The sequence below is a fragment of the Curtobacterium oceanosedimentum genome (assembly GCF_040545555.1).
Lineage (GTDB): Bacteria > Actinomycetota > Actinomycetes > Actinomycetales > Microbacteriaceae > Curtobacterium.
In genome coordinates, this window is sequence record NZ_JBEPMD010000004.1 from 71,034 (window position 1) to 95,751 (window position 24,718).

Below are 24,718 nucleotides of genomic sequence, written 5' to 3' on the forward strand. Positions count from 1 at the left end.
CGCCATGGCGTCAGCCCTCGGGCACGTACCGCTTCGACGACACCAGCAGCGCCACCCACGACACCACCCCGAGCCCGACCACGACGGCCAGGACCACCGAGACCGGCACCCCGGTGCCGCCCACGACCGCCGCGATGACCGCCGGCGCGAGGAACCCGCTGTACGCCACCGCGTAGAACGCCCCCGTCAGACCGGCCAGGTCGCGCGACCCGGCGATCCGCTGCACCTCGAGCAACGAGGACACCAGTGCGGTCCCCATCCCGACACCGATCACGACGTTCGCCGCGAGGCCGACCCACACCGACTGCAGCTCGACGGCCAGGAGCACGACCCCGATCCCGACGGTCATCACGGCGACCGCGGTCACGAGCCCACGCGCCGAGGCCACCGAGTGCACCCGCTTGGCGAACGGCTGCACGGCGCTCGACACCCCGAGCGCCACGACGGTCGCGGCGGTGGCGAACACGAGTCCCCACGGACCGGTCGCCCCCGCGAGCCGCGTCGGCAGGTACCCGTAGCCGATCGCGGCGGAGCCGAAGATCCACGGCGCCGCGACGACGACCACCCGGGTGAACCGGCGGTGCCCGGCGCTCGGGATCGCGAGCTGCCGCCACCACGGCCCGGCCAGACCGCCGTGCACCGCGGTCTCCGGCGCCCGCCACACGACGAGGGCGAACGGCGCCGCGACGCAGACGTGCACGAGGAACGGCGTGACCTCGGGCACCGGCCCCCACTGCGCGATCGCCCCGGCGACCAGCGCCCCGATCCCGGACCCCAGGGTGAACGCCAGGGATGCCCGCCGTGCACCGGACCCGGTGTCCGCCGACGGGTCGTACCGGCCCTGCGAGAGCTCCTTCACCCAGCTGTTGCCGACCGCCATGGCGATGCCGACGGTGACGCCGGAGAACAGCCGTCCGGCCGCCAGGAACCCGGGCCCGAGCGGTCCGAGTGCCAGGAGCCCGCTGCCGACGACCGCGGCGCCGATCCCGACGAGCATGAGCGGCTTCCGCCCGTGCCGGTCGGAGAGCGACCCGGCGACGAGCAGCGCGGGTGCGAGCCCGAGCACGTAGACGCCGAGGAAGGCGTTGACGAGCAGGGACGAGTAGTGCGCCCGCTCCTCGTACATGAGCAGCAGCGGCGAGAACTGGTTGCCGCCCCACGAGCACACGAAGACCGCACCCCAGACCATCGCCCACGGGGCCACCCGGCTCGTCGGCGTCGACACGGCCCCGGTGGTCGGGATGCTCCCGGTCGCGCCGCTCACAGTGCACCCCGGTGCGAGGCGACGTGGGCGCGGAGGACCGCGGCGTACCGCTCGGCGTCCCCGTCGTCGAGGGCGGCGGCGAGTGCCCGGTGGTCGTCGAGCGACGCCTGCAGCTGCTCCGGCCGCAGCCGCATCAGCTGGTGCCGGAGCCGCTGCTGACGGTCGCCCAGCGTCCGCGCGAAGAGGACGGCGATCGCGTTCCGCGACGCCTCGACGACGGCGCCGTGGAACGCCGCGTCGCGCTCGACGAAGCGGTCGACGTCCCCGGCGGCCACCGCCGCCTCCTGCTCCGCCAGCTCGGCCTGGAGGCGCGGTGCCAGTTCCGTCACCCGGCCGTCGGTGACGACGCGGGTCGCCGCGGTCGACTCGATCGCCTCTCGCATCTCGAGCACGTCCGCCGCCTCGTTCGGGGACATCGGGCGCACGACGGCGCCCCGGCGGGCGCCGAGCAGGATGAGTTCCTCGGCCGCCAGGCGCAGGAACGCCTCGTGCACCGGTGTCCGCGAGACGCCGATCTCCTGGGAGAGCGCGTTCTCGCTGATCGCGGCGCCGCCGGGCAGGTCACCGCGGACGATCGCCCGCTTGATGTGCTCGTAGGCCCGGACGGCTGCGGGTGCCTCGCTGCTGGTGTCGCTCACGGCAGCCGATCCTACGCCTTGCATGCAAGGTTGCATCCGCTGCGGAGCGAGAACGTCACACGGCGTTCGTGACCGGATCGAGACATTCCCCACCCGCCGTCGCTACGCTGACCCTCACGTCAACGGAGACGTACTGATCAGGAGGTCACGATGGAGCGTGTCACCAGAGCCGACGACCGCGTCCACCGCCCCGCGGGGCCCTGGACGCCGACGGTGCACCGGCTGCTCGCGCACCTGCACGAGCAGCGCTTCGTCGCGGCACCGGAACCGATCGCCGTCGGCGACGCCGTCGAGACCGTGACCTTCGTGCCGGGCACGGCGGGCAACTACCCGTGGAGCACCGAGATCGCGAGCGAGGCGGCCCTCGTCACGTCCGCGAGGCTGCTCCGCCAGTACCACGACGTCGCGGCGAGCTACCCGCGCGACGACGCGGTCGACGTCTGGTCGCAGGCCGGACGGCTGCCGGTCGAGACGATCGTGCACGGCGACTTCGCGCCGTACAACTGCGTGTACGACGGCATCGCTGCCGTCGGTCTCATCGACTTCGACACCGCACACCCCGGGCCACGGGTCTGGGACGTCGCGAGTGCCGTCTACCGCTTCGCGCCGTTCACCACCGGGCTCGTCGAGGGGAGCACCGCGCCGGGACTCGACGAGCGCCTCGACCGGGCGGCGGAGTTCTGCCGCGCCTACGGGCTCGACGACCGCTCCCGTGGGGTGCTCGTCGAGACGATGACCGCGTCGCTCGTCGCCCTCGTCACGACGATGGAGACCGAGGCCGCCGCCGGGAACCCGAAGTTCCTCAGCGACCTGGAGCACGGGCACGCCGACCTGTACCGCGCCGACGTCGCGTGGATCGAGTCGCACGCCGACGCGATCCACACCGCCGTCACCGCGGCCTGACGCCGGTCGCGCCGCGACCGCAGCGCGGGACGCCACGCGCCGCCCTGCACGCGAGACGCCGGCGTCGACGCGAGACATCGCCACCTCACCGAGACACAGCGGCGACACGAGACGCCGGCGTCGACGCGAGACTCCGCCGAGCCACCGAGACGCCGCCGGATCCCACGGCGTCTCGGCCGGCGGACGGCGTCTCGCCCTGACGCCGGCGTCTCGGGCAGGGAACCGGCTCGTCGAACCGCGGTGTCTCGGGCGGACGCCGGCGTCTCGGGCAGGGAACCGGCTCGTCGAACCGCGGCGTCCCGCACAGACGCCGGCGTCTCGCGCACGCAACGCACGCGCCGGACGTGCACCGCGCCTCCCGGCAGCTCCCAGCGCACGCGCGGCGGACTCTGATCCTGCAGCCGGTAGTGTCGCAGGGCCATGACCGACAGCCCGGCCGACGCCACCCCGTACGAGGTCCTCGGCGTCCCCGCGACCGCCGACGACGACGAACTCCGTCGCGCCTACCGTCGGGCCGCCCGCGAGACGCACCCCGACCTCGGCGGTGACGCCCGGCGCTTCCGTCAGGTGCAGATCGCATGGGAGCGCATCGGGACGCCGGCCGCTCGGCGGGCGTACGACGCGGGTTCGCGCGCCTCGGCACCCCGGACCCCGTCCGGCTCCTCGGTGTGGGCGCACGACGAGGACGGCACGTTCGCACCCCCGACGGCCCGGCGCGACTCCCGGCCCCGGGCGCGTTCGCACGGACACCCGGGAGGTCGGTCCCGCGAGGTCTTCCTGCAGGCCGAGCGCGAGTGGGTCGGCCTCGGCGACCCGATCGAGGACCCGTACGACCCCGCGCTGGTGCGTTCGGCGCCTCGCCACATCCGACGGCTGCTCGCCGAGGCCCTGGCCGAGGAAGCCACGGCGGCGATCGTGTCCGAGATGGGCATCGGCGTGTCCGTGTGGCACGACCTCGACGCCGGTGCCGAGGGCAAGCTCGACCACGCGGTCCTCACCCCGAGCGGGCTCTGGGCCGTCGAGTCGATCGACTGGGGTGCGCCGGTGCGCGTCGAGCACGGGGAGATCGCCGGCGAGACCCTCGCGCCGGGGGAGCGCCCGGTCAAGGAACTCGTGCGGGCGGCCCGGGCGGTGCAGAAGCAGACCCGTGTCAAGTTCACCGGGCGCCTGATGGTCGTCCCGGACTCCGCCGTCGACGAGGACGTCCAGGTCGTCGGCCCGGCGCGGAAGCCCACCGCGCTCGTGGTCCGACGGAGCGCCCTCGGGCAGGTCCTGAACGGGGTGTTCTCCCCGGAGGGCTCCGTCGACGTGTTCGAGATCCGCGACCGCCTGCAGCAGACCGTCCGCTTCGTCTGATGCGTGAGGAGGTCGTCGTCGAGGTCGGCGGCTGGGAGCACGAGTGCTGCGGCCCGGCACACGAACTCGACACCGTCGCGTCGTTCACGGCTCTCGGGCCGGGCCCGCGCTACGACGAGTCCCGACACCACGAGACCCCGGACGGCATCGTCGAGCTCCGCGGACGCATCGTGGCGCTCTTCGCGGTCACCGAGCACGGAACGCGCGTCGGCGTGCAGCGCATCCCCTCTGGCCGGGCGCTCCGCGGGTTCGACGAGCACGATGACGGTCATCTCGAAGCACCGTGGACCGGCGAGCCGGTCACGGTCGAGGCCGACCACTTCGAGGTCGTCCTCGACCGGTACGTCACGCAGACCCGTCAGTAGCCGCGGAGCTTCTCGAGGTCGCGACGCTCCCGCTTGCTCGGACGCCCGGCACCGCGGTCGCGGGTCGGGACGAAGCCGGCCTCCTCGCGGGGGAGTCGGGGCGGGGTCCGGTCCTCGAAGTGCTTCGCCGCCTCGATCGCACTCGTGCGCTTGAGGATGATGCCCCGGACGACGACCACGCGGTCGAACCCGTGCTGGCGGACCCGGACCTCGTCCCCGGGGCCGATCGGTTGCGCCGGCTTCGCGCGCTCACCGTTGACCCGGACATGCCCGGCCTTGCACGCGTTGGTCGCGGCGGAGCGGGTCTTCGTGATCCGCACCGCCCAGATCCAGCTGTCCACGCGCGCCTTCTCCATCCCACCACCCTAGGCGGACCGGCCCTGCGAGCAGCCCCTACGCTCGACCCGTGCAGGAACCGCGGCAGCCGGACCCCGACGGACAGCTCCCCGACGGCCAGGCCCCCGACGGCCGGCCCCCGATCGGTGGCGCTCCCGGTGGGCAGGACGCCCTGGCGCGAGCGCTGGCGCTCGGCGTGCTGCGCGACGCGTCGCTCGGCGACCGGCTCGTGGTGCGGGCACGGGTCGGGGACGGCGCGCAGGACGCCCTCGGCACGCTGATCGCACGCACCGCGGACACGCTGACGATCGAGACCCGGCGAGGACCCGTCGAGGTCCTGCTCGCCGACGTCGTCGCTGCGAAGCCGGTGCCCCCACCACCTGCGCCCCGCCCACGCCGACGCTGACCGGCACGGCACGGCACGGCACGGCACGGCCGCAGCCCCCGTGGCCCGTCGCATCCCGGCGGCGCTCATCACCGGCGAGCCGTCGCCGTCCCCGCAGGCGCCGCCACGTAGCCTCGACCCATGGCCGTCCCCGTCCCGCTCGGCACCGAGGACCGAACCTCCCGCCTGACCCTCCGTCGTCCCGACCGCTGGCGCCGCGAGGACGCCCCGCAGGCCGACCTCCGCCTGACCGGTGACGACGTCGTGCTGACCGTCCGCTCCCGCCCCTCGGAACGGACGATCGCCGAGGAGCACACCAGCCTGCTCGAGCGCCTGCCCGGATCGGTCGACGGCCTGCGGCTCATCGGCTGCGACCCGTGGACGACCGCCGGTGCGCCGGCCCGCCTGGTCGAGTACGTCCGCCCCGACGAGGAGGGCGACGTCGCCGGTGCCCACCTGCTCTTCGTCACCGGTCGGCACCGTGTCGACCTGACCATCGAGCGGCCGCTCGCCCGGATGCTCGAGACCGACGACCTGGTCTCGGCCGTGCTCGAGTCCGTCCGCGCGACGGAGCCCGCACCGTCCCGCCCGCAGCGCGAGCTCGAGACGCTGCCGGTCGCCGTGCCGGTCCCGCAGCTCGACGGCACGCACCTCGGAGCCGATGCGCTCCGGACCCTCCGCAGCCTGGCCGGACGCCGGTGGGACCCGATGCTCCTGCGCTCGCCCGCCGGGCGCGAACTCGTGCAGACGGGGCTCGTCGGCCGCCTCGGGACGCTCCCCGAGCCCACGCAGGAGCTCATCGCCCCGTGGGGCGACGACACCCAGCCGGTCACCCTGGAGCAGCGACTGCCCGACGGACGGACCACGCGCCTCCAGGCCTGGTCGGAGACCGTCGTGGACGGGACGGACCAGACGGGCGGCACCGTCGCCCGTCTGCCGGTCGAGCGCGTGGTCGCGCTGGCGGCCGGGAGGCTCGGCATCCGCCCGTCGTGGACCTTCCCCTTCCGCACGGGGGCGCTCAACGCCGACCTTCTGTCCCGCAGGACGGGTGACGCCGGGACCGCGCCCGACCTGCCGGCGGCCGTCGCCGAGGCCGACCCCCGGCTCGCCCGTTTCTGGGCGGCGCCGTGGACGGTCTCGTCGATCCGTCGGCCGGGACGACCGACGCCGGTCGTCGTCGTGCACGCCGAGGGGATCGGCTTCGCGCGGATCGGACGCACGGAGGCCGGGGAGACGGCCTTCCGGTCCGACTCCCCGGCCAACGTGTACCGGTCCCTCGTGCGGGCGCTGCTGGGCTGACGTCGTTGCCCCTGCTGCCGCTCGCTGGCGCTGCTCGCTAGGCGGCGGGGCCTGCGGTCAGCGTCACGGTGACGGTGTGCGCCGCGCCCGTTGCGTCGGTGTAGCCGATCTGCACGCGGTCGCCGACGGCGTGCGAGCGGATCGCCGACGTCAGCGCGTCGTTGCTCGTGACGGCGGTGCCGTCGATGCTCGTGATCGTGTCGCCGGCGACCAGACCCGCCGCTGCCGCACCCGAGCCGTCGACGGTCCCGGCGACCGGGACCCCCGCGGTGGTCTGCGTGGTCGCGCTCGATCCGACCTGGACGCCGAGGAACGCCTGCAGGCCGATCGTGACGGTGTCCGAGGACTCTCCGGCGAGGATCTTGTCGGCGATCGCCTTCGCGGTCGTGATCGGGATCGCGTACCCGGTGACCTCGGCGGACCCGGACGACGCCGCGGTGGCCATGCCGACGACCTCACCCTCGCTGTCGAGGACCGGACCGCCGGAGTCGCCGGGGACGATCTGCGCGGCGACCCGGATCAGGCCCTGCAGCGACTCGGTGCCCGTGCCGGACTCGCTCTGCACCTGGATGTCCTGGTCGAGCGCCGTGACCGTGCCCGCGGCGGCGACGAGGTTGCCCGTGCCCTCCGCGTTGCCGACGTCGGTCACGGCGTCACCCGTCGACGGTTCGCCGTCGTCGTCGAGCGTCACCGTGGACAGGCCGGATGCGTCCTGCAGCTTCAGCACCGCGACGTCGTGCGTGGCGTCGGTGCCGACGACCTCGGCCTGGTACTGCTTGCCGGTCGTCTCGTCGGTGACCCTGATGCTCGTCGCACCCTGCACGACGTGGTTGTTCGTCAGGACGAAGCCGTCCGAGGTGAGGACCATGCCGGTGCCCGCGGCCTGCGACGAGGTGTCGTAGTTCATCACGGTGTCGATCGTCACGATGCCCTTCTTCTGCGCGGCGGTCGCCGGGGTCGCAGCGGTCTGCGTGCCCGTGCCCGTGCCGGAGCTGCCGCTGCCGCTGGTGCCGTCGCCGCCCGAGCCGTTCCCGTACCCGGGGACGGTGAAGCCGTTCGTGCCGCCGCTCGTGCCGGAGCCGCCGCCGGGCAGCGTCGTCGTGCCCTGCGACTGGCTCGACGTGGTCGTGGTGCCCTGCGAGGACAGCCCGAGCGCCGTGCCGCCGGCCGCGCCGATGATCGCGAGCGCCGCGACACCGGAGCCGATGACGAGTCCGAGCCGCCGCGGTCGCTTCGCCGCGGGGTGGTTCGCGGCAGCAGCGCCCGAGGTCCAGCCCCAAGCGGTGGGGCCGGTGGCCGTGTGCGCGGTACCGGTCGTGCCGGTCGTCCCGCCGAGGGCCGCGCTGCCGACCAGGTAGGGGCCACGGCCGTCCGGGGTGTAGGCGTACGGCCCCGAGCCGTCGGTGCCGTACAGCCACGGGCCGCTGCCGTCGAAGGCGTAGGCGGGGCGGAGGGTGTCGCGGTCGGCGTGCGGGGCCTCCCAGCCGGGGCGGTCGGTCGCGCGCTGGTCGTCGGCGGGGTTCTCGTTCATCGGTGCTCTCCGGTCGTCCCTCGACCACCCGGGGGTGGCGGTGTGCTCCTCGACGACCCGGTCGGGTGTCGACGGAGACCAGTACAGGAGCCGAACCCAAGACGACCCTATGAACGGGCCCTGTGGCTGCTCCGGGCTTCCTCGGGAGCCGCCGAACGAGGTGCGGGATTAGGCTTGCCGCACCTCCCATGCGCGCGTCCTCACCCGTCACCCCCGCCGTCCGGCCCCGCCCGGCACCCGCCACGCGGTCCCGCCTCGTCGGGGCGGCGCTGCTCGGGGTCGCCGTGCTCGTGGTGGCCGTGGCGCTCTCCGTGGCGTTCGGCTCGCGCCCGATCCCGCTCGGGACCGTCCTCGACGTCGTCCTGCACCCGCACCGGGACGACGAGGTGGGTCTCATCGTCCTCGGCAACCGTGTGCCGCGCACGATCGTCGGGCTGCTGGCCGGCGCCGCGCTCGGGGTGGCCGGCGCCGTGATGCAGGGGGTGACCCGGAACCCGCTCGCCGACCCGAGCATCCTCGGCATCAACGCGGGAGCGGCCCTCGCCGTCGTCGTCGGCATCGCGGTGTTCGGCATCAGCGGGACCGCCGCCTACCTGCCGTTCGCCTTCGTCGGTGCCGGACTCGCGGCACTGCTCGTCTACGGCATCGCCGCCGTCGCCCGTCGCGGCCTGTCGCCGGTCGGGCTCGCGCTCGCCGGGGCGGTCGTCGCCGCAGCCCTGTCGTCGATCACGACGGCGGTCCTCGTGTCGAGCCAGAGCCTGCTCGACCAGCTGCGCTTCTGGCAGGTCGGTGCGCTCGCCGGGAAGGACCTCGGCACCGCCGGTGTCGTCGCGGTCCCCGTGCTCGTCGGGCTCGTCGTCGCCGCGGGGCTCGGACGCTCCCTCAACACCCTCGCGCTCGGTGACGAGCTCGCCGCGTCGCTCGGCCAGCGGGTCGTCCTCGTCCGTGTCGTGGGCGGCATCGTGACGGTCCTGCTCGCGGGGTCGGCGGTGGCGGCCGCCGGTCCGATCGCGTTCGTCGGCCTCGCCGTCCCGCACGCCGTCCGCCGGCTGAGCGGACCCGACCAGCGTTGGACGATCCTCCTGTCCGCCCTCGTCGCACCCGCGCTCCTGCTCGTCGCCGACGTGATCGGCCGGGTCGTCGCGTACCCGGGGGAGCTGCAGGTCGGCATCGTGACCGCGCTCATCGGCGCACCCGTCTTCATCTGGCTGGTGCGGTCGCGGGTGGTGACCGGCCTGTGACCGCGGTCCGCCGCGAGCTCGCCGTGCTCGGCGCGGTCCTCGTGCTCCTGGTCGCCCTCGTGCTCGTCGGGCTCGGGGTGGGGGAGATCCCGCTCTCGCCGCTGCAGGTCGCCGGCGCCCTGGTCGGCCACGGCGACACCGTCTCGGACTTCGTGGTCGGGCAGCTCCGCGGGCCCCGGGTCGCCGGTGCCGTGCTGGTCGGGGCGGCCCTCGGTGCGGCCGGCGGCATCGTGCAGAGCGTCGTCCGCAACCCGATCGCGAGCCCCGACGTCATCGGCATCACCTCGGGCGCGAGCGCGGCCGGGCTGACCGCGATCGTGCTCGTCGGGGCGAGCGGCGGCGTGCTCTTCGGGTCCGTGGTCGTCGGCGCCGTGCTCGTGGCGCTCGTGATCGCCCTGCTCTCCTGGCGTCGTGGCATCACCGGCAACCGGGTCGTCCTGGTCGGCATCGGCGTCGCCGCGATCTGCCTGAGCATCACCGGCTGGATGCTGACCGCGGGCACCGTCCAGCAGGCGGGCACCGCGCTCCTCTGGCTCTCCGGCAGCCTGAACGCCGTCGACCGGACGCTCGTCGGCATCCTCGCGGTCGCCGTCGTCGTGCTCCTCGCCGCCGCCCTCGCGCAGTCCCGGCGCCTGACGGTCCTCGCGCTCGGCGACGAGGTGGCCGCCGCCCTCGGCCTCCGCCCCGACCGGGCGAAGGTGCTCCTGCTGCTCACCGCCGTCGGCCTGACCGCGGGTGCGGTCGCGACGGCCGGTCCGGTCGCGTTCGTGGCGCTGATGGCCGCGCCGATCGCGCGCCGCCTCGTCGGCAACGGTCGCGTCGCGCTCGGTGCGGTCGCCGCGGTCGGTGCGGTCGTCACCCTCGCGAGCGACCTGGTCGCGCAGTTCGCGATCCCCGGCAACGCGCTGCCGGTCGGCGTGGTCACGGGTGTCGTGGGCGCGCCCTACCTGCTCTGGCTGCTCGCCCGCGGGCGGTAGGCGCCGCACAGTCCCGGTCGTGCCTGGTCCTTCCAGGCGCACCCCGTCGTTCCGCGCACACCTGGTCCTTCCGGGCACACCTGGTCGTTCCGGGCACACCTGGTCGTCCTGGAACACCAGGTACGCCCGTTCCCGCAAGGCATCCCACCCGTTTTGGGAAGGAACGGGTGCACGAAACGGGCGCCGCGGCGGACGGGAGGCGCGGTGCGGGCCGGTGCCGCGCCTCCCGTCCGTCACGTGGTGGCGTCGCGAGGGGGCACCTGCCGTCCGTCCGTCGGCCGACGGCAGCATGCGGCGGCGCCGACCGACTCGACCCGACGGCCCGTGCGGGGATCCGCGCCGCGGCCACGCGATGCCGCACGCGGCTGCGTGATCCCGCACACAACCGCCCGGACCCCCCGTACGGGTGTCGGCGTCCGGCGCGATCCCTCGTACCGTCGTCCCGACCGACCGGACCCCCGACAGCGCCCGACCCGACGGAGCGCTGGTCCGGAAGGAACGAAGGACTGCCATGCCCGAACCGTCTGCCGGCGCACCGATGCGCCGTCGTCAGTGGGGGGCCGAGCGCCGGACCCGTCCGCTCGACACCCTGCACGCACGCCCCTCCGACCGCAAGCTCGTGTCCGGACGCGTGGCGATCATCCTGACCATCGCCTTCTGGCTGGCGTACGTCGTCTACACCGTGATCCGCCAGTTCCTCGACTACGGCACCGAGAGCTTCCGCTTCACCACCGAGGCCGTCTCGTACCTCGTGGTCGTCACCTTCCTGACGTTCTCCGCGCTCATGCACCTGGTGGCCCGCCAGGGCGCGATGGAGCGCTTCGCGACCCACGTCCGCGTCCCGCGCGCCGAGCTCGACCGGCACTTCGCGACCGGCCACGACGCCCCCGTGACCGTCCTCGTGCCGAGCTACGCCGAGGAGCCCGACGTCGTCGCGACCACCCTCTGGTCGGCGGCGCTGCAGGAGTACCCGTCCCTGCGGATCGTCCTGCTGGTCGACGACGCCCCCTTCCCGTCCGACCCGGCGACGCTCGACAAGCTCGAGCGCACCCGAGCGGTCGCGGGCCGCATCCAGGCGCAGCTCGATGCCCCCTCGCGTCGGTTCCAGGAGGCGCTGTTCTCCGCCGAGGTCGAGGCGGACGCGGCACCGTTCGCCAGCACGCACGCCCTCCGGACCCTCGTCGAGCACCACCGCTGGGCCGACGCGTGGCTCCGTCGGAACGCCCGCGAGCACGAGGTCGCCGACCACGTCGACCGCTTCTTCCACGACCAGGTGCTCGTCGGGCTCGCCGACGAGTTCCGCCTCACCGCCGAGGCGCTGGAGGCCGCGATCGCCGATGCCGTCGCACTCGGGCAGGACTTCAGCGAGGTGACCTCCGCCCGGGCGCTCGAGCTGCAGCGCCGCCTCGCGTGGACCTTCACGGCCGAGCTCACCACCTTCGAGCGCAAGCGGTACGTGAACCTGTCCGACGAGGCCAACAAGGCGATGAACCTCAACGCCTACATCGGCCTGATGGGTGGGGCGTACGCGTTCGACGAGACCGCGTCCGGCACCGTCCTGCGCACCGTCGCCGACCCGGCAGCGGCCGACCTCGTGGTGCCGGCCTCGGACTACCTCCTGACGCTCGACGCCGACTCCGTGCTGCTCCGCGACTACTGCCTGCGCCTGGTCTACTTCCTCGAGCAGCCGGAGAACGCCCGGGTCGCGGTGACGCAGACCCCGTACTCGTCCTTCCGCGGTGCCGCCACGCGCATCGAACGGCTCGCGGGGGCCACCACCGACATCCAGCACATCCTCCACCAGGGGATGTCCCGCTACGACGCCACCTTCTGGGTCGGGGCGAACGCCGTCATCCGCACCCAGGCGCTCCGCGACATCGAGGAGGTCGAGACCGTCGGCGGCTTCGAGGTGAAGCGCTACGTGCAGGACCGCACCGTGATCGAGGACACCGAGTCGAGCGTCGACCTGGGCATGCACGGCTGGACGCTCGTGAACTACCCGGAGCGGCTCTCGTACAGCGCGACGCCCCCGGACTTCGGGTCGCTCGTCGTCCAGCGCCGCCGCTGGGCGAACGGGGGGCTCCTCATCCTGCCGAAGTACGTCCGGCAGGTCCGCGAGCGCCGGGCCCGTGGCGAACGGGTCGGTCTCGTCGAGATGGCGCTCCGCGTCAACTACATGGCGTCGATCACCTGGGCGTCGTTCGGCCTCGTCTTCCTGCTCGCGTACCCGTACGACTCGCGCCTGCTCAGCCCGATGGTGCTCCTCGCCGCGCTGCCCTACTTCTGGCTGCTGTCGAGCGACCTGAAGTACTGCGGGTACAAGCGCACGGACGTCTTCCGCATCTACGGCTTCAACCTCATCCTCACGCCGGTGAACGTCGCGGGCGTGCTCAAGAGCATCCAGCAGGCCCTGACGGCGAAGAAGATCCCGTTCGCCCGGACGCCGAAGGTGCGGGACCGCACCGCCTCGCCGGCGCTCTACGTCCTCGCGCCCTACGCGATCGTCGCGTTCTCGGTCTTCACCTTCGTCCGCGACTACGGCGCGCAGAACTGGGGGAACGCGGTCTTCGCCGCCTTCAACGCCCTCCTCGCCACCTACGCGATCGTCGCCTACATCGGCGTGTGGAACTCCGTGGTCGACCTCTGGCTGTGGGCCACCCGCTGGATGTACTACGACCCGTCGGCGCGCGCGGCCCGTCGTGCCGTCCGCCGTGCTGCTCGTGCCGACCGTCGGCACGGACGTCGTCGCGGCGGTGTCCGTCCCGTCCCGGAGCCGGTCACCGAGGACTGGCACGCGGTCCTGTACTTCGGCCACGGCGGCGGCAACCTGCCCGTCCGCCACGACGCCGACGTCGTCGGTGCGGCCGACGTCCGCCCGATCTCGTCCACCACCCAGACCGGCTCGGCCGGCCCCCGCCAGGAACGGAGCGCAGCCTGATGTCGACGACGAGACGACTCTCCCCGGTCCGGGTCACCATCGCGGTCGTGGTCGCCGCCGCCGTCTCGGTCGCCGGGTACGCCGGCTTCGACCGCTGGCACGCGGCCCAGGCGACCGAGCGGGAGCCGGCGTGGTTCGCGGCCTACACGGACGTCACCGCGACGCCGGCCTTCGCGTTCGAGGACGTCAAGTCGGCGAAGGGACGCAACGTCATGCTGTCCTTCGTCGTCGCCGACCACGACGACGCCTGCTCGCCGACGTGGGGGTCCTACTACTCACTGCAGGGTGCGGCGGACCAGCTCGACCTCGACCGCCGCGTCGCCCGCCTGCAGCAGCAGCACGGCGAGGTCGGCGTGTCGTTCGGCGGCCTGGCCAACGACGAGCTCGCCACCACCTGCACGAAGGCGTCCGACCTCCTCGGTGCCTACCGGAAGGTCGTGGACCGCTACGACCTGTCGACCGTCGACTACGACGTCGAGGGCGACGACCTCACGAACCGCGCCGCGGGGGAGCGTCGCGCGAAGGCGGTCGCGGCGCTGCAGGACGAGCGCCGGGCAGCCGGCCACCCGCTCGCGGTCTGGCTCACCCTGCCGGCAGCGCCCTCGGGCCTGACGTCCGACGGCACGACCGCCGTGGCGCAGTTCCTCGCCGCCGGTGTGGACCTCGCCGGTGTCAACGCCATGACGATGGACTACGGCGAGGCGAAGGGGTCGAGCCAGAGCATGTACTCGGCGTCGGTGCAGGCGCTGCTGGAGGTCCAGCGGCAGCTCGGTGTCCTGTACCAGCGCGCGGGCACGCCCCTCGGCGACAGCACGCTCTGGCACAAGGTCGGTGCGACCCCGATGATCGGGCAGAACGACGTCCGTGACGAGGTGTTCTCGCTCACGGACGCCCGGAAGCTCAACGCCTGGGCGCGTGACCGCGGGTTGGGCCGGATGTCGATGTGGTCGCTCAACCGCGACACCACGTGCGGCTCGAACTACGTCAACCTGTCGACCGTGTCGAACTCGTGTTCCGGGGTCGACCAGCACGGGGTGCTCTTCGCCGACGTGCTCGGCAAGGGCTTCGGCGGCGGGATCGTCGCGGCGGCCTCCGACGTGACCGAGGCCGAGCCGTCCGCGACCGAGCAGCCCACCGACGACCCGAAGACCAGTCCCTACCCGGTCTGGGACCAGGACGCCTCGTACCTCGAGGGCACGAAGGTGGTGTGGCACCACAACGTCTACGGGGCGAAGTGGTGGACGTCGGGCGACCTGCCCGACGACCCGGTGCTCAGCGCGTACGAGACGCCGTGGCAGATCATCGGACCGGTCCTGCCGGGGGAGAAGCCCGTGGAACCGCTCACCCTGCCCGCAGGGGCCTACGCCGCGTGGTCGGGAACCACGCAGTACGACACGGGAGCGCGCGTCCTGTTCCAGGGGATCCCCTACCAGTCGAAGTGGTGGAACACGGGCGACAGCCCCGAGGCGTCGACGAGCGACCCGGACGGGTCGCCCTGGGTACGGCTGAAGGACGCCGAGGTGCGCCGGATACTGGACGGGCTCGCCTCTGGGGAGCCGGCTCCGTCAGCCACCGCGACGGCGACGCCCGCGCCCTGATCGCGCACTCCCGCGACCACGTTCCGGACTGGAGGCACGGTGCAGGCCCGCCCCGTGCCTCCCGTCCGTGAGCTGGGTCGCGTCGGTGTGTTCGCTGTGCGCGTGCTCCCGAGTTGTCCCCAGCCCCGTTCGGGGCTCCCGCGAGGTCACCCGTTTCCGATACGCTGGTGCGCCAAGAGGAGGAGGTCCACGATGCCAGAGCCAGTGGTACCGCAGCCGGGCGGTCAGAAGACTCCGGAACAGCGGCTGGTCGACACCACCCTGACCTTCAGCATGGACATGGGGACGGCCCTGACGGCCGAGTCCGGTGTCTCGACCGAGGAGCGCGAGGCGATCAACGCCCTGCCCTCGGGTTCGGCGCTGCTGGTGGTCCGGCGTGGCCCGAACGTCGGCGCGCGGTTCCTCCTCGACTCGGACGTCACGACGGCCGGTCGACACCCCGACGCCAGCATCTTCCTCGACGACGTCACCGTGTCCCGCAAGCACGCGCAGTTCCTGCGCCACGGCACGGCCTTCAGCGTCAAGGACAACGGGTCGCTGAACGGCACCTACTTCGACGGTGTGCGCATCGACGAGGCGCTGCTCACCGACGGTGCCGAGGTGCAGGTCGGCAAGTTCCGCCTGACGTTCTACGCATCCCGGGTCGACCTGGCGCGCCTGGCGACCGCGTAGTGGCTGCGCGGTCCGCCGCAGCCCGGGCCGGTGCTGCGGTACCGGACCTGCTCACCATCGGGCAGGTCATCGCCCGGTTGAAGCCCGAGTTCCCCGACCTGTCGAGCTCGAAGCTCCGCTTCCTCGAGGAACGGGAGCTCGTCACGCCGATCCGCACCGCGAGCGGCTACCGGAAGTTCTCGGCGGCCGACGTGGAGCGGCTCCGCATCGTGCTCGGGTTGCAGCGCGACCACTACCTGCCGCTCAAGGTCATCAAGGACTACCTCGCCGACCTCGATGCCGGTCGCGAACCCGTCCTGCCCGGTGGTGGCGACGCCCCGAAGCCGTCCATCCTGGGTCGTGAGCGCCGGTACACCCGCGACGAGACCGTCCGTGCCGCGGGCGCCTCACCGATGCTCCTGAACGACGCGGTCTCCGCGTCGTTGCTTCCCGCTGCGGACACCTACGGCGACGATGCCGTGGCCGTGCTGAAGGCCCTCGTCGAGCTGCAGCGCACCGGGATCGAGCCGCGACACCTGCGCACGATGCGCGGGGTCGTCGAGCGCGAGGTCGGGCTGATCGAGTCCGCGCTCATGCCGGTCTCCCGCCGGGGCGATGCCACCTCGCGGGCGAAGGCGACGGAGCTCGCGCGGGAGATCGCCGGACAGCTCGAGGTCGTCCGGTCCAACCTGGTCCGCGCGGCGATCGGCCGACTCGACGCATGAGCGTCCGCCGGGCGACTCCGAGCGCGCGGGTGACCCCTGTCGACCGTCGGTGGTCGGGGCGTATCCTCGACACGCCGGACGCGCCGGTGCGGATGTGCCGGGCAGACGCTGCCCGAGTCGCTACCGTGGACCTCGGAACAACTCTCAACCCGTCGTTGAACCTTCTGGTGAGAGCTCGAACGTCGTGGAAGGCATGCACATGAGTGGGACTGACACCCCCGGTACCGAGTCCGAGATGACTCGGTACGACCTCGGCCTGCTCTTCACCGACGGTCTCCCCGAGCACGACGAGCAGAACGGCTACCGCGGCACCGTCGCCGCCCGAGCAGCCGGCATCTCGTACCGCCAGCTCGACTACTGGGCCCGCACCGAGCTCGTGCAGCCGACCATCCGCGGCGCCGCCGGTTCCGGATCGCAGCGGCTCTACGGCTTCCGCGACATCCTCGTGCTCAAGCTCGTCAAGCGACTCCTCGACACCGGGATCTCGCTGCAGCAGATCCGCACCGCGGTGAACCAGCTCCGCGAGTCCGGCGTGTCCGACCTGGCCCAGACGACGCTGATGTCCGATGGTGCGTCGGTCTACCTGTGCACCTCGGACGACGAGGTCATCGACCTGGTGTCCCGCGGCCAGGGCGTGTTCGGCATCGCCGTCGGCAAGGTCCTGCGCGAGGTCGAGAGTTCCCTGGTCGAGCTCGACGCGACCCCGGCTGCCGATCCCGCCGACGAGCTCGCCGCCCGCCGGGCCACCCGCGCGTCCTAGCCGCTCGGCCCCGCCGGCACTGGCCCCTGGTCGTCACGGGGCCCGTCTTCCGGCTGCCCGTCGGTGTCGAGCGCTCCCGCGAGCGTGCAAGATCTGTCACGCTCGCGACGCCCCGGCGTCCCTGTCGCAGGGCTCTCTTCTGAGCGTGCACGATCTGTCACGCTCACGCCGCCCCGACGACGTTTCGAACCCGCTCGGTGTCCGACGCACGGCGTGTTCTGCCCGCTCGGTGCGGCATGATCGACGGCACGTCCGGCGTCTGGCTTCCGGCGCGTCTGGCGTCCGGCGTTCGGAGCCGGGAGCCGCCAGCCGAGGTGCGGCGATCGACCTCCGAGTCAGCACGGCCTGTCGTTCCGGGCGCACGACTTGCCGCACCTGTCGGTCGTGGTCGCACGACCTGCCGCTCAGCTCCTGTGCCGACGGCATGTCGTGCGACCACGACGGACGGAGCCCCGGCCGATCTCGGTCAGCGACGGCTCAGACGTACGAAAGGCCAGACGTGCGACGGCTCGGACGTGCGACGGGTCGAGCAGGCCCCGACCCGAGTGGGCAGGACACGCCGCGGGGTCGTCGTCGCGCGGGCAGGGATCGTCGCTCACGGCCGCCGAGCGTGACGGATGTGGCCCGCTCGACAGGCGCGGTACCGCGGACCGTGACGGACGTCGCCCGCTCGACAGCCGACGCAGCTCGACAGGGCCTAGGCGGCGCCGCCCTCGGCGTACGGGCCGATCTTGCCCGTGCGCATGATCCGCTCGAGCAGCTGATCGAAGTTCTTCGCCATCTCCTGCGCGGACTCGCCGGGCCACACGTGCAGGGGCTTCGCCGCACCCTGGGCCTGCTGCAGCGACGTCCGCTCGGGCAGCTGCGGCGAGAGGACGAGTGGCCCGAACATGTCCCGGAGCTCCTTGATGCGGAACTGGTGCTCCAGGGACTGCACGCGGGCCCGGTTCACGATGATGCCGAGCGGTTGCAGGCGGGGGGAGAGTCCGCGGCGGATCTCCTCGATCGCGCGGAGGGCGCGGTCGGCAGCGGCGACGGAGAACAGGCCCGGCTCGGTGACGACGGTCACACGGTCCGAAGCTGCCCATGCGGTCCGGGTGAGGGCGTTCAGCGACGGGGCGCAGTCGATGAGGACGAGTTCGTAGTCCTGCTCGACGTTGGCCAGCGCCTCCTCGAGCTTCCAGATGTCCCGGATGGAGGGGTGGGGGCCGTCGAAGTTGATGGCGGACGGTGATCCGACGAGCACGTCGACCTTGCCCTGCGAGCCCTTCGTCCACCCGGACGGGGCGATCGCCTGGCGGACGATCTTCTCCTTCGGGTTCTCGAGGACGTCGGCGACGTTGAGGTGGCCGGAGATGTCGATGTCGAGGCCCGTGGAGACGTCGGACTGCGGGTCGAGGTCCACCACCAGCGTGCGCAGTCCCTTGGCGAACGCGGCCGAAGTCAGGCCGAGCGTCACCGTCGTCTTTCCGACACCACCCTTGAGGGAGCTCACGCTGAGTACATGCACGGTGAGCCACGTTACCGCCAGTAGGGTTGTGACACCTCAACCCGGGCTGAAAGGGACGTCGTGTTCAGCAAGATCCTCGTGGCGAACCGTGGCGAGATCGCCATCCGCGCGTTCCGTGCCGCGTACGAGCTGGGTGCCCGTACGGTCGCCGTCTACCCGCACGAGGACCGCGGGTCGCTGCACCGGCTGAAGGCCGACGAAGCGTACGTCATCGGCGAGCCGGGGCACCCGGTGCGCGCCTACCTGGACGTGTCCGAGATCATCCGCGTCGCCCGCGAGTCGGGCGCCGACGCGATCTACCCGGGGTACGGCTTCCTGTCCGAGAACCCGGACCTCGCCGCCGCGGCGGCCGCAGCGGGCATCACGTTCATCGGACCCGGCGAGCACGTCCTCGAGATGGCGGGCAACAAGGTCACCGCCAAGGAGCACGCGATCGCCGCGGGCGTCCCGGTCCTCGCGAGTACCCCGCCGAGCCGTGACGTCGACGAGCTGCTCGCCGGCGCCGACGCGATCGGGTTCCCGGTCTTCGCGAAGGCGGTCGCCGGCGGTGGCGGTCGCGGGATGCGCCGGGTGGAGACGAAGGCCGAACTGCGCGGGGCGCTCGAAGCGGCGATGCGCGAGGCCGACAGCGCGTTCGGCGACCCGACGATGTTCCTGGAGCAGGCCGTCCTGCGTCCGCGGCACATCGAGGTGCAGATCCTCGCGGACGCCACCGGCACGGACGCCGGCACCATCCACCTCTTCGAGCGCGACTGCTCCGTGCAGCGCCGCCACCAGAAGGTCGTCGAGATCGCTCCGGCGCCGGACCTCGACCCGGCCGTCGCTGCCGCGCTCCACCGTGACGCCGTCGCCTTCGCCCGGTCGATCGGCTACGTGAACGCCGGCACCGTCGAGTTCCTCCTCGACACCGAGGGCGAGCGGGCGGGTCAGCACGTCTTCATCGAGATGAACCCGCGCATCCAGGTCGAGCACACCGTCACCGAAGAGGTCACGGACGTCGACCTCGTGCAGTCGCAGATGCGCATCGCCGCGGGGGAGACCCTCGCCGACCTCGGGCTGTCGCAGGACACCGTGTCCGTGCACGGTGCGGCGCTGCAGACGCGCATCACCACCGAGGACCCCACGCAGGGCTTCCGGCCGGACACCGGGCGGATCACGACCTACCGGAGCCCGGGCGGCGCCGGCGTCCGCCTCGACGGCGGCACCGTCGCGACGGGCGCGCAGATCAGCCCGCACTTCGACTCGATGCTCGCGAAGATGACCTGCCGCGGGCGGGACTTCCCGGCGGCCGTGGCCCGGGCGAAGCGCGCCCTCGCCGAGTTCCGCATCCGCGGGGTGAGCACGAACATCCCGTTCCTGCAGGCCGTGCTCGACGACCCGGACTTCGCGCGCGGCGACGTCTCGACGCAGTTCATCGAGGAGCGTCCGCAGCTGTTCGGCGGCCACGTGTCGAAGGACCGCGGCACGAAGGTGCTCGGGTGGCTCGCCGACGTCACGGTCAACAAGCCGAACGGCGAGCGTCGCCCGCAGACCGTCGAGCCGAGCGAGAAGCTGCCGGCGGTCGACCTGTCCGTCGCGCCGCCGTCCGGCCAGCGCGACCTGCTGCAGCGCGTCGGCCCCGCCGAGTGGGCACGAGCCCTGCGCGCCCAGACCGCCCTCGCCGTCACCGAGACGACGATGCGCGACGCCCACCAGTCCCTGCTCGCCACGCGCGTCCGGACGAAGGACCTGGTCGCCGTCGCGCCGCACGTCGCCCGGCTCACCCCGCAGCTGCTGAGCGTCGAGGCGTGGGGCGGGGCGACCTACGACGTCGCCCTCCGCTTCCTCGGCGAGGACCCGTGGGAACGCCTGGCGGCGCTCCGTGCGGCGATCCCCAACATCCCCGTGCAGATGCTGCTCCGCGGGCGGAACACGGTCGGCTACACCCCGTACCCGACCGAGGTCACCGACGCCTTCGTCGCCGAGGCCGCCGCGAGCGGCGTCGACGTCTTCCGCGTGTTCGACGCACTCAACGACGTCAGTCAGCTGCGACCCGCCCTGGAGGCCGTGCTCGCGACCGACACGGCCGTCGCCGAGGCGGCGCTCTGCTACTCCGGCGACCTCCTCGACCCGGCCGAGGACCTCTACACGCTCGACTACTACCTGCGCCTCGCCGAGCAGATGGTCGAGGCCGGCGCGCACGTCATCGGCATCAAGGACATGGCCGGGCTGCTCCGCGCCGGCGCCGCCGAGCGGCTCGTCGCCGCGCTGCGCGAGCGGTTCGACCAACCCGTGCACGTGCACACCCACGACACCGCGGGCGGCCAGCTCGCCACGCTCCTGGCAGCGAGCCGGGCGGGTGCCGACGCGGTGGACGTCGCGGCGGCGCCGATGGCCGGCACGACGAGCCAGCCGAGCATGTCCGCACTCGTGGCGGCGCTGGCGCACACCGAGCGCGACACCGGGCTCGACCTGGCCGCGGTCGGCGCACTCGAGCCGTACTGGGAGTCGGTCCGTCGCGCCTACGCGCCGTTCGAGTCCGGTCTGCCCGGCCCGACCGGCCGCGTCTACCAGCACGAGATCCCCGGCGGGCAGCTGTCGAACCTCCGGCAGCAGGCGATCGCGCTGGGCCTCGGCGACCGGTTCGAGCAGGTCGAGGACTGGTACGCGGCGGCGAACCGCATCCTCGGTCGTCCGACCAAGGTCACGCCGTCCTCGAAGGTCGTCGGCGACCTCGCCCTCCAGCTCGCAGCGGTCGGGGCCGACCCGGACGACTTCGAGCAGAACCCGCAGCAGTACGACATCCCGGACTCGGTCATCGGCTTCATGGCCGGCGAGCTCGGCGACCTGCCGGGTGGCTGGCCGGAGCCGTTCCGCTCCAAGGTGCTCGAGGGGCGCGAGGTGCACCTCGGGACGACCCCCGTGCCGGAGTCCGAGCGCGCCGCGCTCGCCACCCCCGGCCCGGAGCGGCAGCAGGCCCTGAACCGACTGCTCTTCCCGCAGCCGACCCGGCAGTTCGAGCAGGTCCGCGAGCAGTACGGCGACCTGTCCGTCCTGCCGACCCTCGACTACCTCCACGGCCTCCGCCCCGGTCAGGAGCACGTCGTGCCGCTCGGTCGCGGCGTCGACCTGCTCGTCGGGCTCGAGGCGATCGGTGAGGTCGACGAGCGGGGCATGCGCACGGTCATGACGACGATGAACGGGCAGCTCCGCCCGGTCACCGTCCGCGACCGTTCGGTCGAGGTCGAGACGAAGGTGGCCGAGCAGGCCGACCCGTCCGACCCGAAGCACGTCGCCGCACCGTTCTCCGGTGTGGTGACGCTCAAGGTCGCCGTCGGTGACGTCGTCCGGGCCGGTCAGGCCGTGGCGAGCATCGAGGCGATGAAGATGGAAGCGGCCATCACGGCGCCCGTGTCGGGCACCGTCGGCCGTCTCGCGATCCCGGCGACCCAGCAGGTGGACGCCGGCGACCTCCTGGTGGTGCTGCAGTAACGTGACCGTCCGTCCCATCCGCCTGTTCGGCGACCCCGTCCTCCGTTCCCCCGCGGACCCGATCGCGCCCGACGCGCTCGGTTCCCAGGGCGTCCGCGACCTCGTGCAGGACCTCCTCGACACCGTCCGGGAGCCCGGCCGCGCCGGCGTGGCCGCCCCGCAGATCGGTGTCGGCCTGCGCGCGTTCTCGTACAACGTCGACGGCGAGGTCGGGTACGTGCTCAACCCCGAGGTCGTCGAGGTCCGGGGAGAGGTCGAGCTGATGGACGAGGGCTGCCTGTCGGTGCCCGGCCTGTCCTACCCGACCCCGCGCTCCCCGTACGCGAAGGTCCGCGGCGTCGACGTCGACGGGGCCGAGGTCGTGCTCGAGGGCACCGGGCTGATGGCCGAGGCGCTGCAGCACGAGGTCGACCACCTCGACGGCACCGTCTACGTGATGACCCTCGACCCCGAGGTCCGCCGCGGCGCGCTGCGGGACATCCGCGCGCAGACCTGGTTCCACTGAGCGTCCACCGGCGTCCCCGGGCGGCCGGAACGCAACGGGACGGGCCGCTCTCGGCGAACAGGCCGTGACACCCCTTCGCGGGATTGTCCGGACATCCCCGTCCCGAGGTACCGTGTCCGCGTCGGCTTCCCACCGACACGGCTCCCACACCCTCAGGACACCCAGCATGACCGTTCAGAACGACGAGCTCAGCTCGCACCGCACCCGCACCAACCGCCGCCCGGACCCCGCACCGACGACGTCGTCGGTCGCCGTCCTCGACGCACCGGAGGCACAGCAGGCCCCGGAGGCCTGACCCGGCGCGCGGCCGCGTCCCCTCGTCGGGTCGCGAACCGCGCGCAGACGACACACGGGAGGCCCGGTGTCGGTCCGTCGGACCGGCACCGGGCCTCCCGTCGGTCGTCCCTACGCGCGGCCCCGTCGTCGGGACGCGACCACCGGGGTGGCCGTGGTCTGGACCTTCGACCCGGAGTAGATGTGCTCGACGTCCGCGGCGAAGTCGCGCAGCACGACCGCGCGCTTGATCGTCAGCTTCGGGGTGAGGTGGCCCGATGCCTCCGTCAGCTCGGTGTCGACGATGGTGAAGGACCGCACCGACTCGGCGCGGGAGACGCGCTGGTTCGCGGTGTCCACGGCCTCCTGCACGGCGACGTGCACGCGCTCGTCGTAGGCGGCCTCGCGGGGCGTGAGGGCGGGGGAGATGCCGCGGGCCTCGCACCAGCCGGGGAGCATCTCGCGGTCGAGCGTGACGAGCGCCGCGACGAACGGCTTGCCCTCGCCGACGACCACCACCTGTCCGACCAGCGGGTGCTCGCGGATGCCGTCCTCGAGCGGCGCCGGGGCGACGTTCTTGCCGCTGGCCGTGACGATGAGCTCCTTCGCCCGGCCGGTGACGGTGAGCACCCCGTCGGCGTCGAGCCGGCCGAGGTCACCGGTGCGGAACCACCCGTCGGCGAAGGCCTTCGCCGTCGCCTCGTCGTTGTGCCAGTAGCGGTCGAACACGTCGACGCCGCGGATCAGGATCTCGCCGTCGTCGGCGATGCGCACCTCGACACCGGGGAGTGCCCGGCCGACCGTGCCGATCCGCAGCTCGTGCGCCCGGTTCACGGTCGCGGGCGCGGTCGTCTCGGTCAGGCCGTAGCCCTCGAGGATGTGGACACCGATCGAGCGGAAGAAGTGCGAGAGGCGTGGCGAGAGCGGTGCTGACCCGCTGATCGCGTACTGCACCCGGCCGCCGATCGCGTCGCGGAGCTTGGCGTAGACCAGCCGGTCGAACAGGGCGAACCGGAGCCTCAGCCCGAGCGGCACCCGACCGGCGGCGACCGCCTCGGAGTGCGCGACCGCGACGTCGGCCGCGGCGCGGAAGATCCGGCCCTTCCCGCCGAGGTCGGCCTTCTGCTCGGCGGAGTTGTAGATCTTCTCGAACACCCGCGGGACGGCGAGCAGGAAGGTCGGCCGGAAGGTCGACACCGCCCGCATGAGGTCGCGCGTGTCCGGCTCGTGGCCGACGAGCACGCCGGTCGAGATCGACATCACCGCGATGAACCGGGCGAACACGTGGGCCATCGGGATGAAGAGCAGCGTGGAGGACCCGTCGGCGACGACCTCGGGCATGGCCTCGGTGGCGCCCTCGACCGTCCCGGTGAAGTTGTCGTGGCGGAGGACACAGCCCTTCGGACGCCCGGTCGTGCCCGACGTGTAGATGATGGTCGCGTCGTCGTGGCCGTGCACGTCCGCGGTGCGGGCGTCGAGCTCGGCGTCGGTGACGGTCTCCCCGAGCCGGACCAGGTCGTCGAGCCCGCCGCCGTCGATGGTCCAGTGCTGGCCGAGGTGCGGCAGGTCCGGGGCGATCGAGGCCACCCGGCGGGCGTGCTCCTCCTGCTCGACCACGATCGCCACGGTCTCGGAGTCCGACAGGATCCAGCGGACCTGGTCGGGGGAGCTCGTCTCGTACACCGGCACGGAGACGAGCCCGGCGGTCCACACGGCGAAGTCGACGAGCGTCCACTCCATCCGGGTGCGGGACAGGATCGCGACGTGCGCACCCGGTTCGAGGCCGGCTGCGACGAAGCCCTTCGCGATCCCGCGCACGCGCGCGAGGGTGTCGGCGGCGCTGACGGTCGTCCAGGTGTCGCCGTGCCGCTGGGCGAGGATCGCCCGGTCGGGCGTCCGACGTGCCCGGTCGGACAGCAGTCGGGCGGCGGAGCCGTGGTCGGGTGCGGAGGTGGGTGCGGGCTGCCGCTGATCGTTCACGGTTGACTCCCT

At 73.0% G+C, this 24,718-nt stretch carries 21 protein-coding genes; 15 read left to right on the forward strand and 6 right to left on the reverse strand.

From position 1 onward, the window contains the following. Window positions 1–10: 10 nt before the first annotated feature. Together ABIC52_RS05520 and ABIC52_RS05525 are read right to left on the reverse strand one after the other, a co-directional pair. Window positions 11–1,264 (reverse strand): MFS transporter, encoded by a 1,254-nt coding sequence (locus ABIC52_RS05520; protein ID WP_209676758.1) that lies wholly within the window; start codon window positions 1,262–1,264, stop codon window positions 11–13. Next, window positions 1,261–1,902: a GntR family transcriptional regulator gene (locus ABIC52_RS05525; protein WP_202976526.1), complete on the reverse strand. Its 642-nt coding sequence runs from the start codon at window positions 1,900–1,902 to the stop codon at window positions 1,261–1,263. Before ABIC52_RS05525 ends, ABIC52_RS05520 begins: the two co-directional genes overlap by 4 nt. 150 nt (window positions 1,903–2,052) lie before the next feature. Here ABIC52_RS05525 and ABIC52_RS05530 point away from each other — a divergent pair, with 150 nt between their 5' ends. The 3 genes from ABIC52_RS05530 to ABIC52_RS05540 all read left to right on the forward strand — a co-directional run bounded on the left by ABIC52_RS05530 (window position 2,053) and on the right by ABIC52_RS05540 (window position 4,526). Beyond that, window positions 2,053–2,805 (forward strand): phosphotransferase, encoded by a 753-nt coding sequence (locus ABIC52_RS05530; protein WP_126890738.1) that lies wholly within the window; start codon window positions 2,053–2,055, stop codon window positions 2,803–2,805. Window positions 2,806–3,225: 420 nt separating this feature from the next. Beyond that, on the forward strand, window positions 3,226–4,161 hold the full coding sequence (locus ABIC52_RS05535) for a J domain-containing protein (protein WP_126890737.1): 936 nt from the start codon (window positions 3,226–3,228) through the stop codon (window positions 4,159–4,161). Continuing rightward, on the forward strand, window positions 4,161–4,526 hold the full coding sequence (locus ABIC52_RS05540) for a hypothetical protein (protein WP_194074860.1): 366 nt from the start codon (window positions 4,161–4,163) through the stop codon (window positions 4,524–4,526). The genes ABIC52_RS05535 and ABIC52_RS05540 overlap by 1 nt, the downstream gene beginning before the upstream one ends. Here ABIC52_RS05540 and ABIC52_RS05545 read toward each other — a convergent pair. Continuing rightward, window positions 4,520–4,882 (reverse strand): RNA-binding S4 domain-containing protein, encoded by a 363-nt coding sequence (locus ABIC52_RS05545; RefSeq protein WP_354026829.1) that lies wholly within the window; start codon window positions 4,880–4,882, stop codon window positions 4,520–4,522. The two genes, ABIC52_RS05540 and ABIC52_RS05545, sit on opposite strands and share 7 nt — an antisense overlap. Before the next feature lie 50 nt (window positions 4,883–4,932). Here ABIC52_RS05545 and ABIC52_RS05550 point away from each other — a divergent pair, with 50 nt between their 5' ends. Together ABIC52_RS05550 and ABIC52_RS05555 are read left to right on the forward strand one after the other, a co-directional pair. After that, entirely contained in the window at window positions 4,933–5,268 is a 336-nt protein-coding gene (locus tag ABIC52_RS05550; protein ID WP_238638090.1) for a hypothetical protein, read from the forward strand. Window positions 5,269–5,388: 120 nt separating this feature from the next. Further along, window positions 5,389–6,546: a hypothetical protein gene (locus ABIC52_RS05555; RefSeq protein ID WP_354026830.1), complete on the forward strand. Its 1,158-nt coding sequence runs from the start codon at window positions 5,389–5,391 to the stop codon at window positions 6,544–6,546. A gap of 37 nt (window positions 6,547–6,583) precedes the next feature. Here ABIC52_RS05555 and ABIC52_RS05560 read toward each other — a convergent pair whose 3' ends face one another. Beyond that, entirely contained in the window at window positions 6,584–8,077 is a 1,494-nt protein-coding gene (locus ABIC52_RS05560) for a S1C family serine protease (protein ID WP_354026831.1), read from the reverse strand. Window positions 8,078–8,265: 188 nt separating this feature from the next. On the opposite strand from ABIC52_RS05560, the gene ABIC52_RS05565 reads away from it, so the two are divergent. From ABIC52_RS05565 to ABIC52_RS05595, 7 genes are all read left to right on the forward strand, one after another. Further along, complete coding sequence (locus tag ABIC52_RS05565; RefSeq protein ID WP_126890733.1) at window positions 8,266–9,318, forward strand: FecCD family ABC transporter permease; 1,053 nt, start codon at window positions 8,266–8,268, stop codon at window positions 9,316–9,318. Further along, window positions 9,315–10,295, forward strand: a complete 981-nt coding sequence (locus ABIC52_RS05570) for a FecCD family ABC transporter permease (protein WP_209676767.1) — start codon at window positions 9,315–9,317, stop codon at window positions 10,293–10,295. The genes ABIC52_RS05565 and ABIC52_RS05570 overlap by 4 nt, the downstream gene beginning before the upstream one ends. A gap of 511 nt (window positions 10,296–10,806) precedes the next feature. Then, window positions 10,807–13,233, forward strand: coding sequence for a glycosyltransferase family 2 protein (locus tag ABIC52_RS05575; RefSeq protein WP_354026832.1), 2,427 nt, complete (start codon window positions 10,807–10,809; stop codon window positions 13,231–13,233). Beyond that, window positions 13,233–14,831, forward strand: a complete 1,599-nt coding sequence (locus ABIC52_RS05580; RefSeq protein WP_354026833.1) for a chitinase — start codon at window positions 13,233–13,235, stop codon at window positions 14,829–14,831. Before ABIC52_RS05575 ends, ABIC52_RS05580 begins: the two co-directional genes overlap by 1 nt. Before the next feature lie 192 nt (window positions 14,832–15,023). Then, the gene (locus tag ABIC52_RS05585; protein WP_126890729.1) at window positions 15,024–15,503 is read left to right on the forward strand and encodes an FHA domain-containing protein; all 480 of its coding nucleotides are present in this window, start codon (window positions 15,024–15,026) and stop codon (window positions 15,501–15,503) included. Beyond that, window positions 15,503–16,207: a transcriptional regulator FtsR gene (ftsR, locus tag ABIC52_RS05590; RefSeq protein ID WP_209824803.1), complete on the forward strand. Its 705-nt coding sequence runs from the start codon at window positions 15,503–15,505 to the stop codon at window positions 16,205–16,207. The genes ABIC52_RS05585 and ftsR overlap by 1 nt, the downstream gene beginning before the upstream one ends. A gap of 199 nt (window positions 16,208–16,406) precedes the next feature. After that, entirely contained in the window at window positions 16,407–16,967 is a 561-nt protein-coding gene (locus tag ABIC52_RS05595) for a MerR family transcriptional regulator (protein WP_258375423.1), read from the forward strand. A 697-nt stretch (window positions 16,968–17,664) separates the two neighbouring features. Here ABIC52_RS05595 and ABIC52_RS05600 read toward each other — a convergent pair. Next, entirely contained in the window at window positions 17,665–18,477 is an 813-nt protein-coding gene (locus tag ABIC52_RS05600) for a ParA family protein (RefSeq protein WP_058729211.1), read from the reverse strand. Between the two features lie 60 nt (window positions 18,478–18,537). Here ABIC52_RS05600 and ABIC52_RS05605 point away from each other — a divergent pair, with 60 nt between their 5' ends. From ABIC52_RS05605 to ABIC52_RS05615, 3 genes are all read left to right on the forward strand, one after another. Next, on the forward strand, window positions 18,538–21,948 hold the full coding sequence (locus tag ABIC52_RS05605; protein ID WP_354026834.1) for a pyruvate carboxylase: 3,411 nt from the start codon (window positions 18,538–18,540) through the stop codon (window positions 21,946–21,948). Between the two features lies 1 nt (window position 21,949). Then, the gene (locus ABIC52_RS05610; RefSeq protein ID WP_354026835.1) at window positions 21,950–22,453 is read left to right on the forward strand and encodes a peptide deformylase; all 504 of its coding nucleotides are present in this window, start codon (window positions 21,950–21,952) and stop codon (window positions 22,451–22,453) included. 166 nt (window positions 22,454–22,619) lie between these two features. Further along, a complete protein-coding gene (locus ABIC52_RS05615) occupies window positions 22,620–22,748 on the forward strand; it encodes a hypothetical protein (RefSeq protein WP_274542763.1) in 129 nt (42 codons plus the stop codon). Window positions 22,749–22,858: 110 nt separating this feature from the next. Here the strand turns inward: ABIC52_RS05615 and ABIC52_RS05620 are convergent, their stop codons facing one another. Further along, window positions 22,859–24,706, reverse strand: a complete 1,848-nt coding sequence (locus ABIC52_RS05620) for an AMP-dependent synthetase/ligase (RefSeq protein ID WP_238638089.1) — start codon at window positions 24,704–24,706, stop codon at window positions 22,859–22,861. Between the last annotated feature and the right edge of the window lie 12 nt (window positions 24,707–24,718).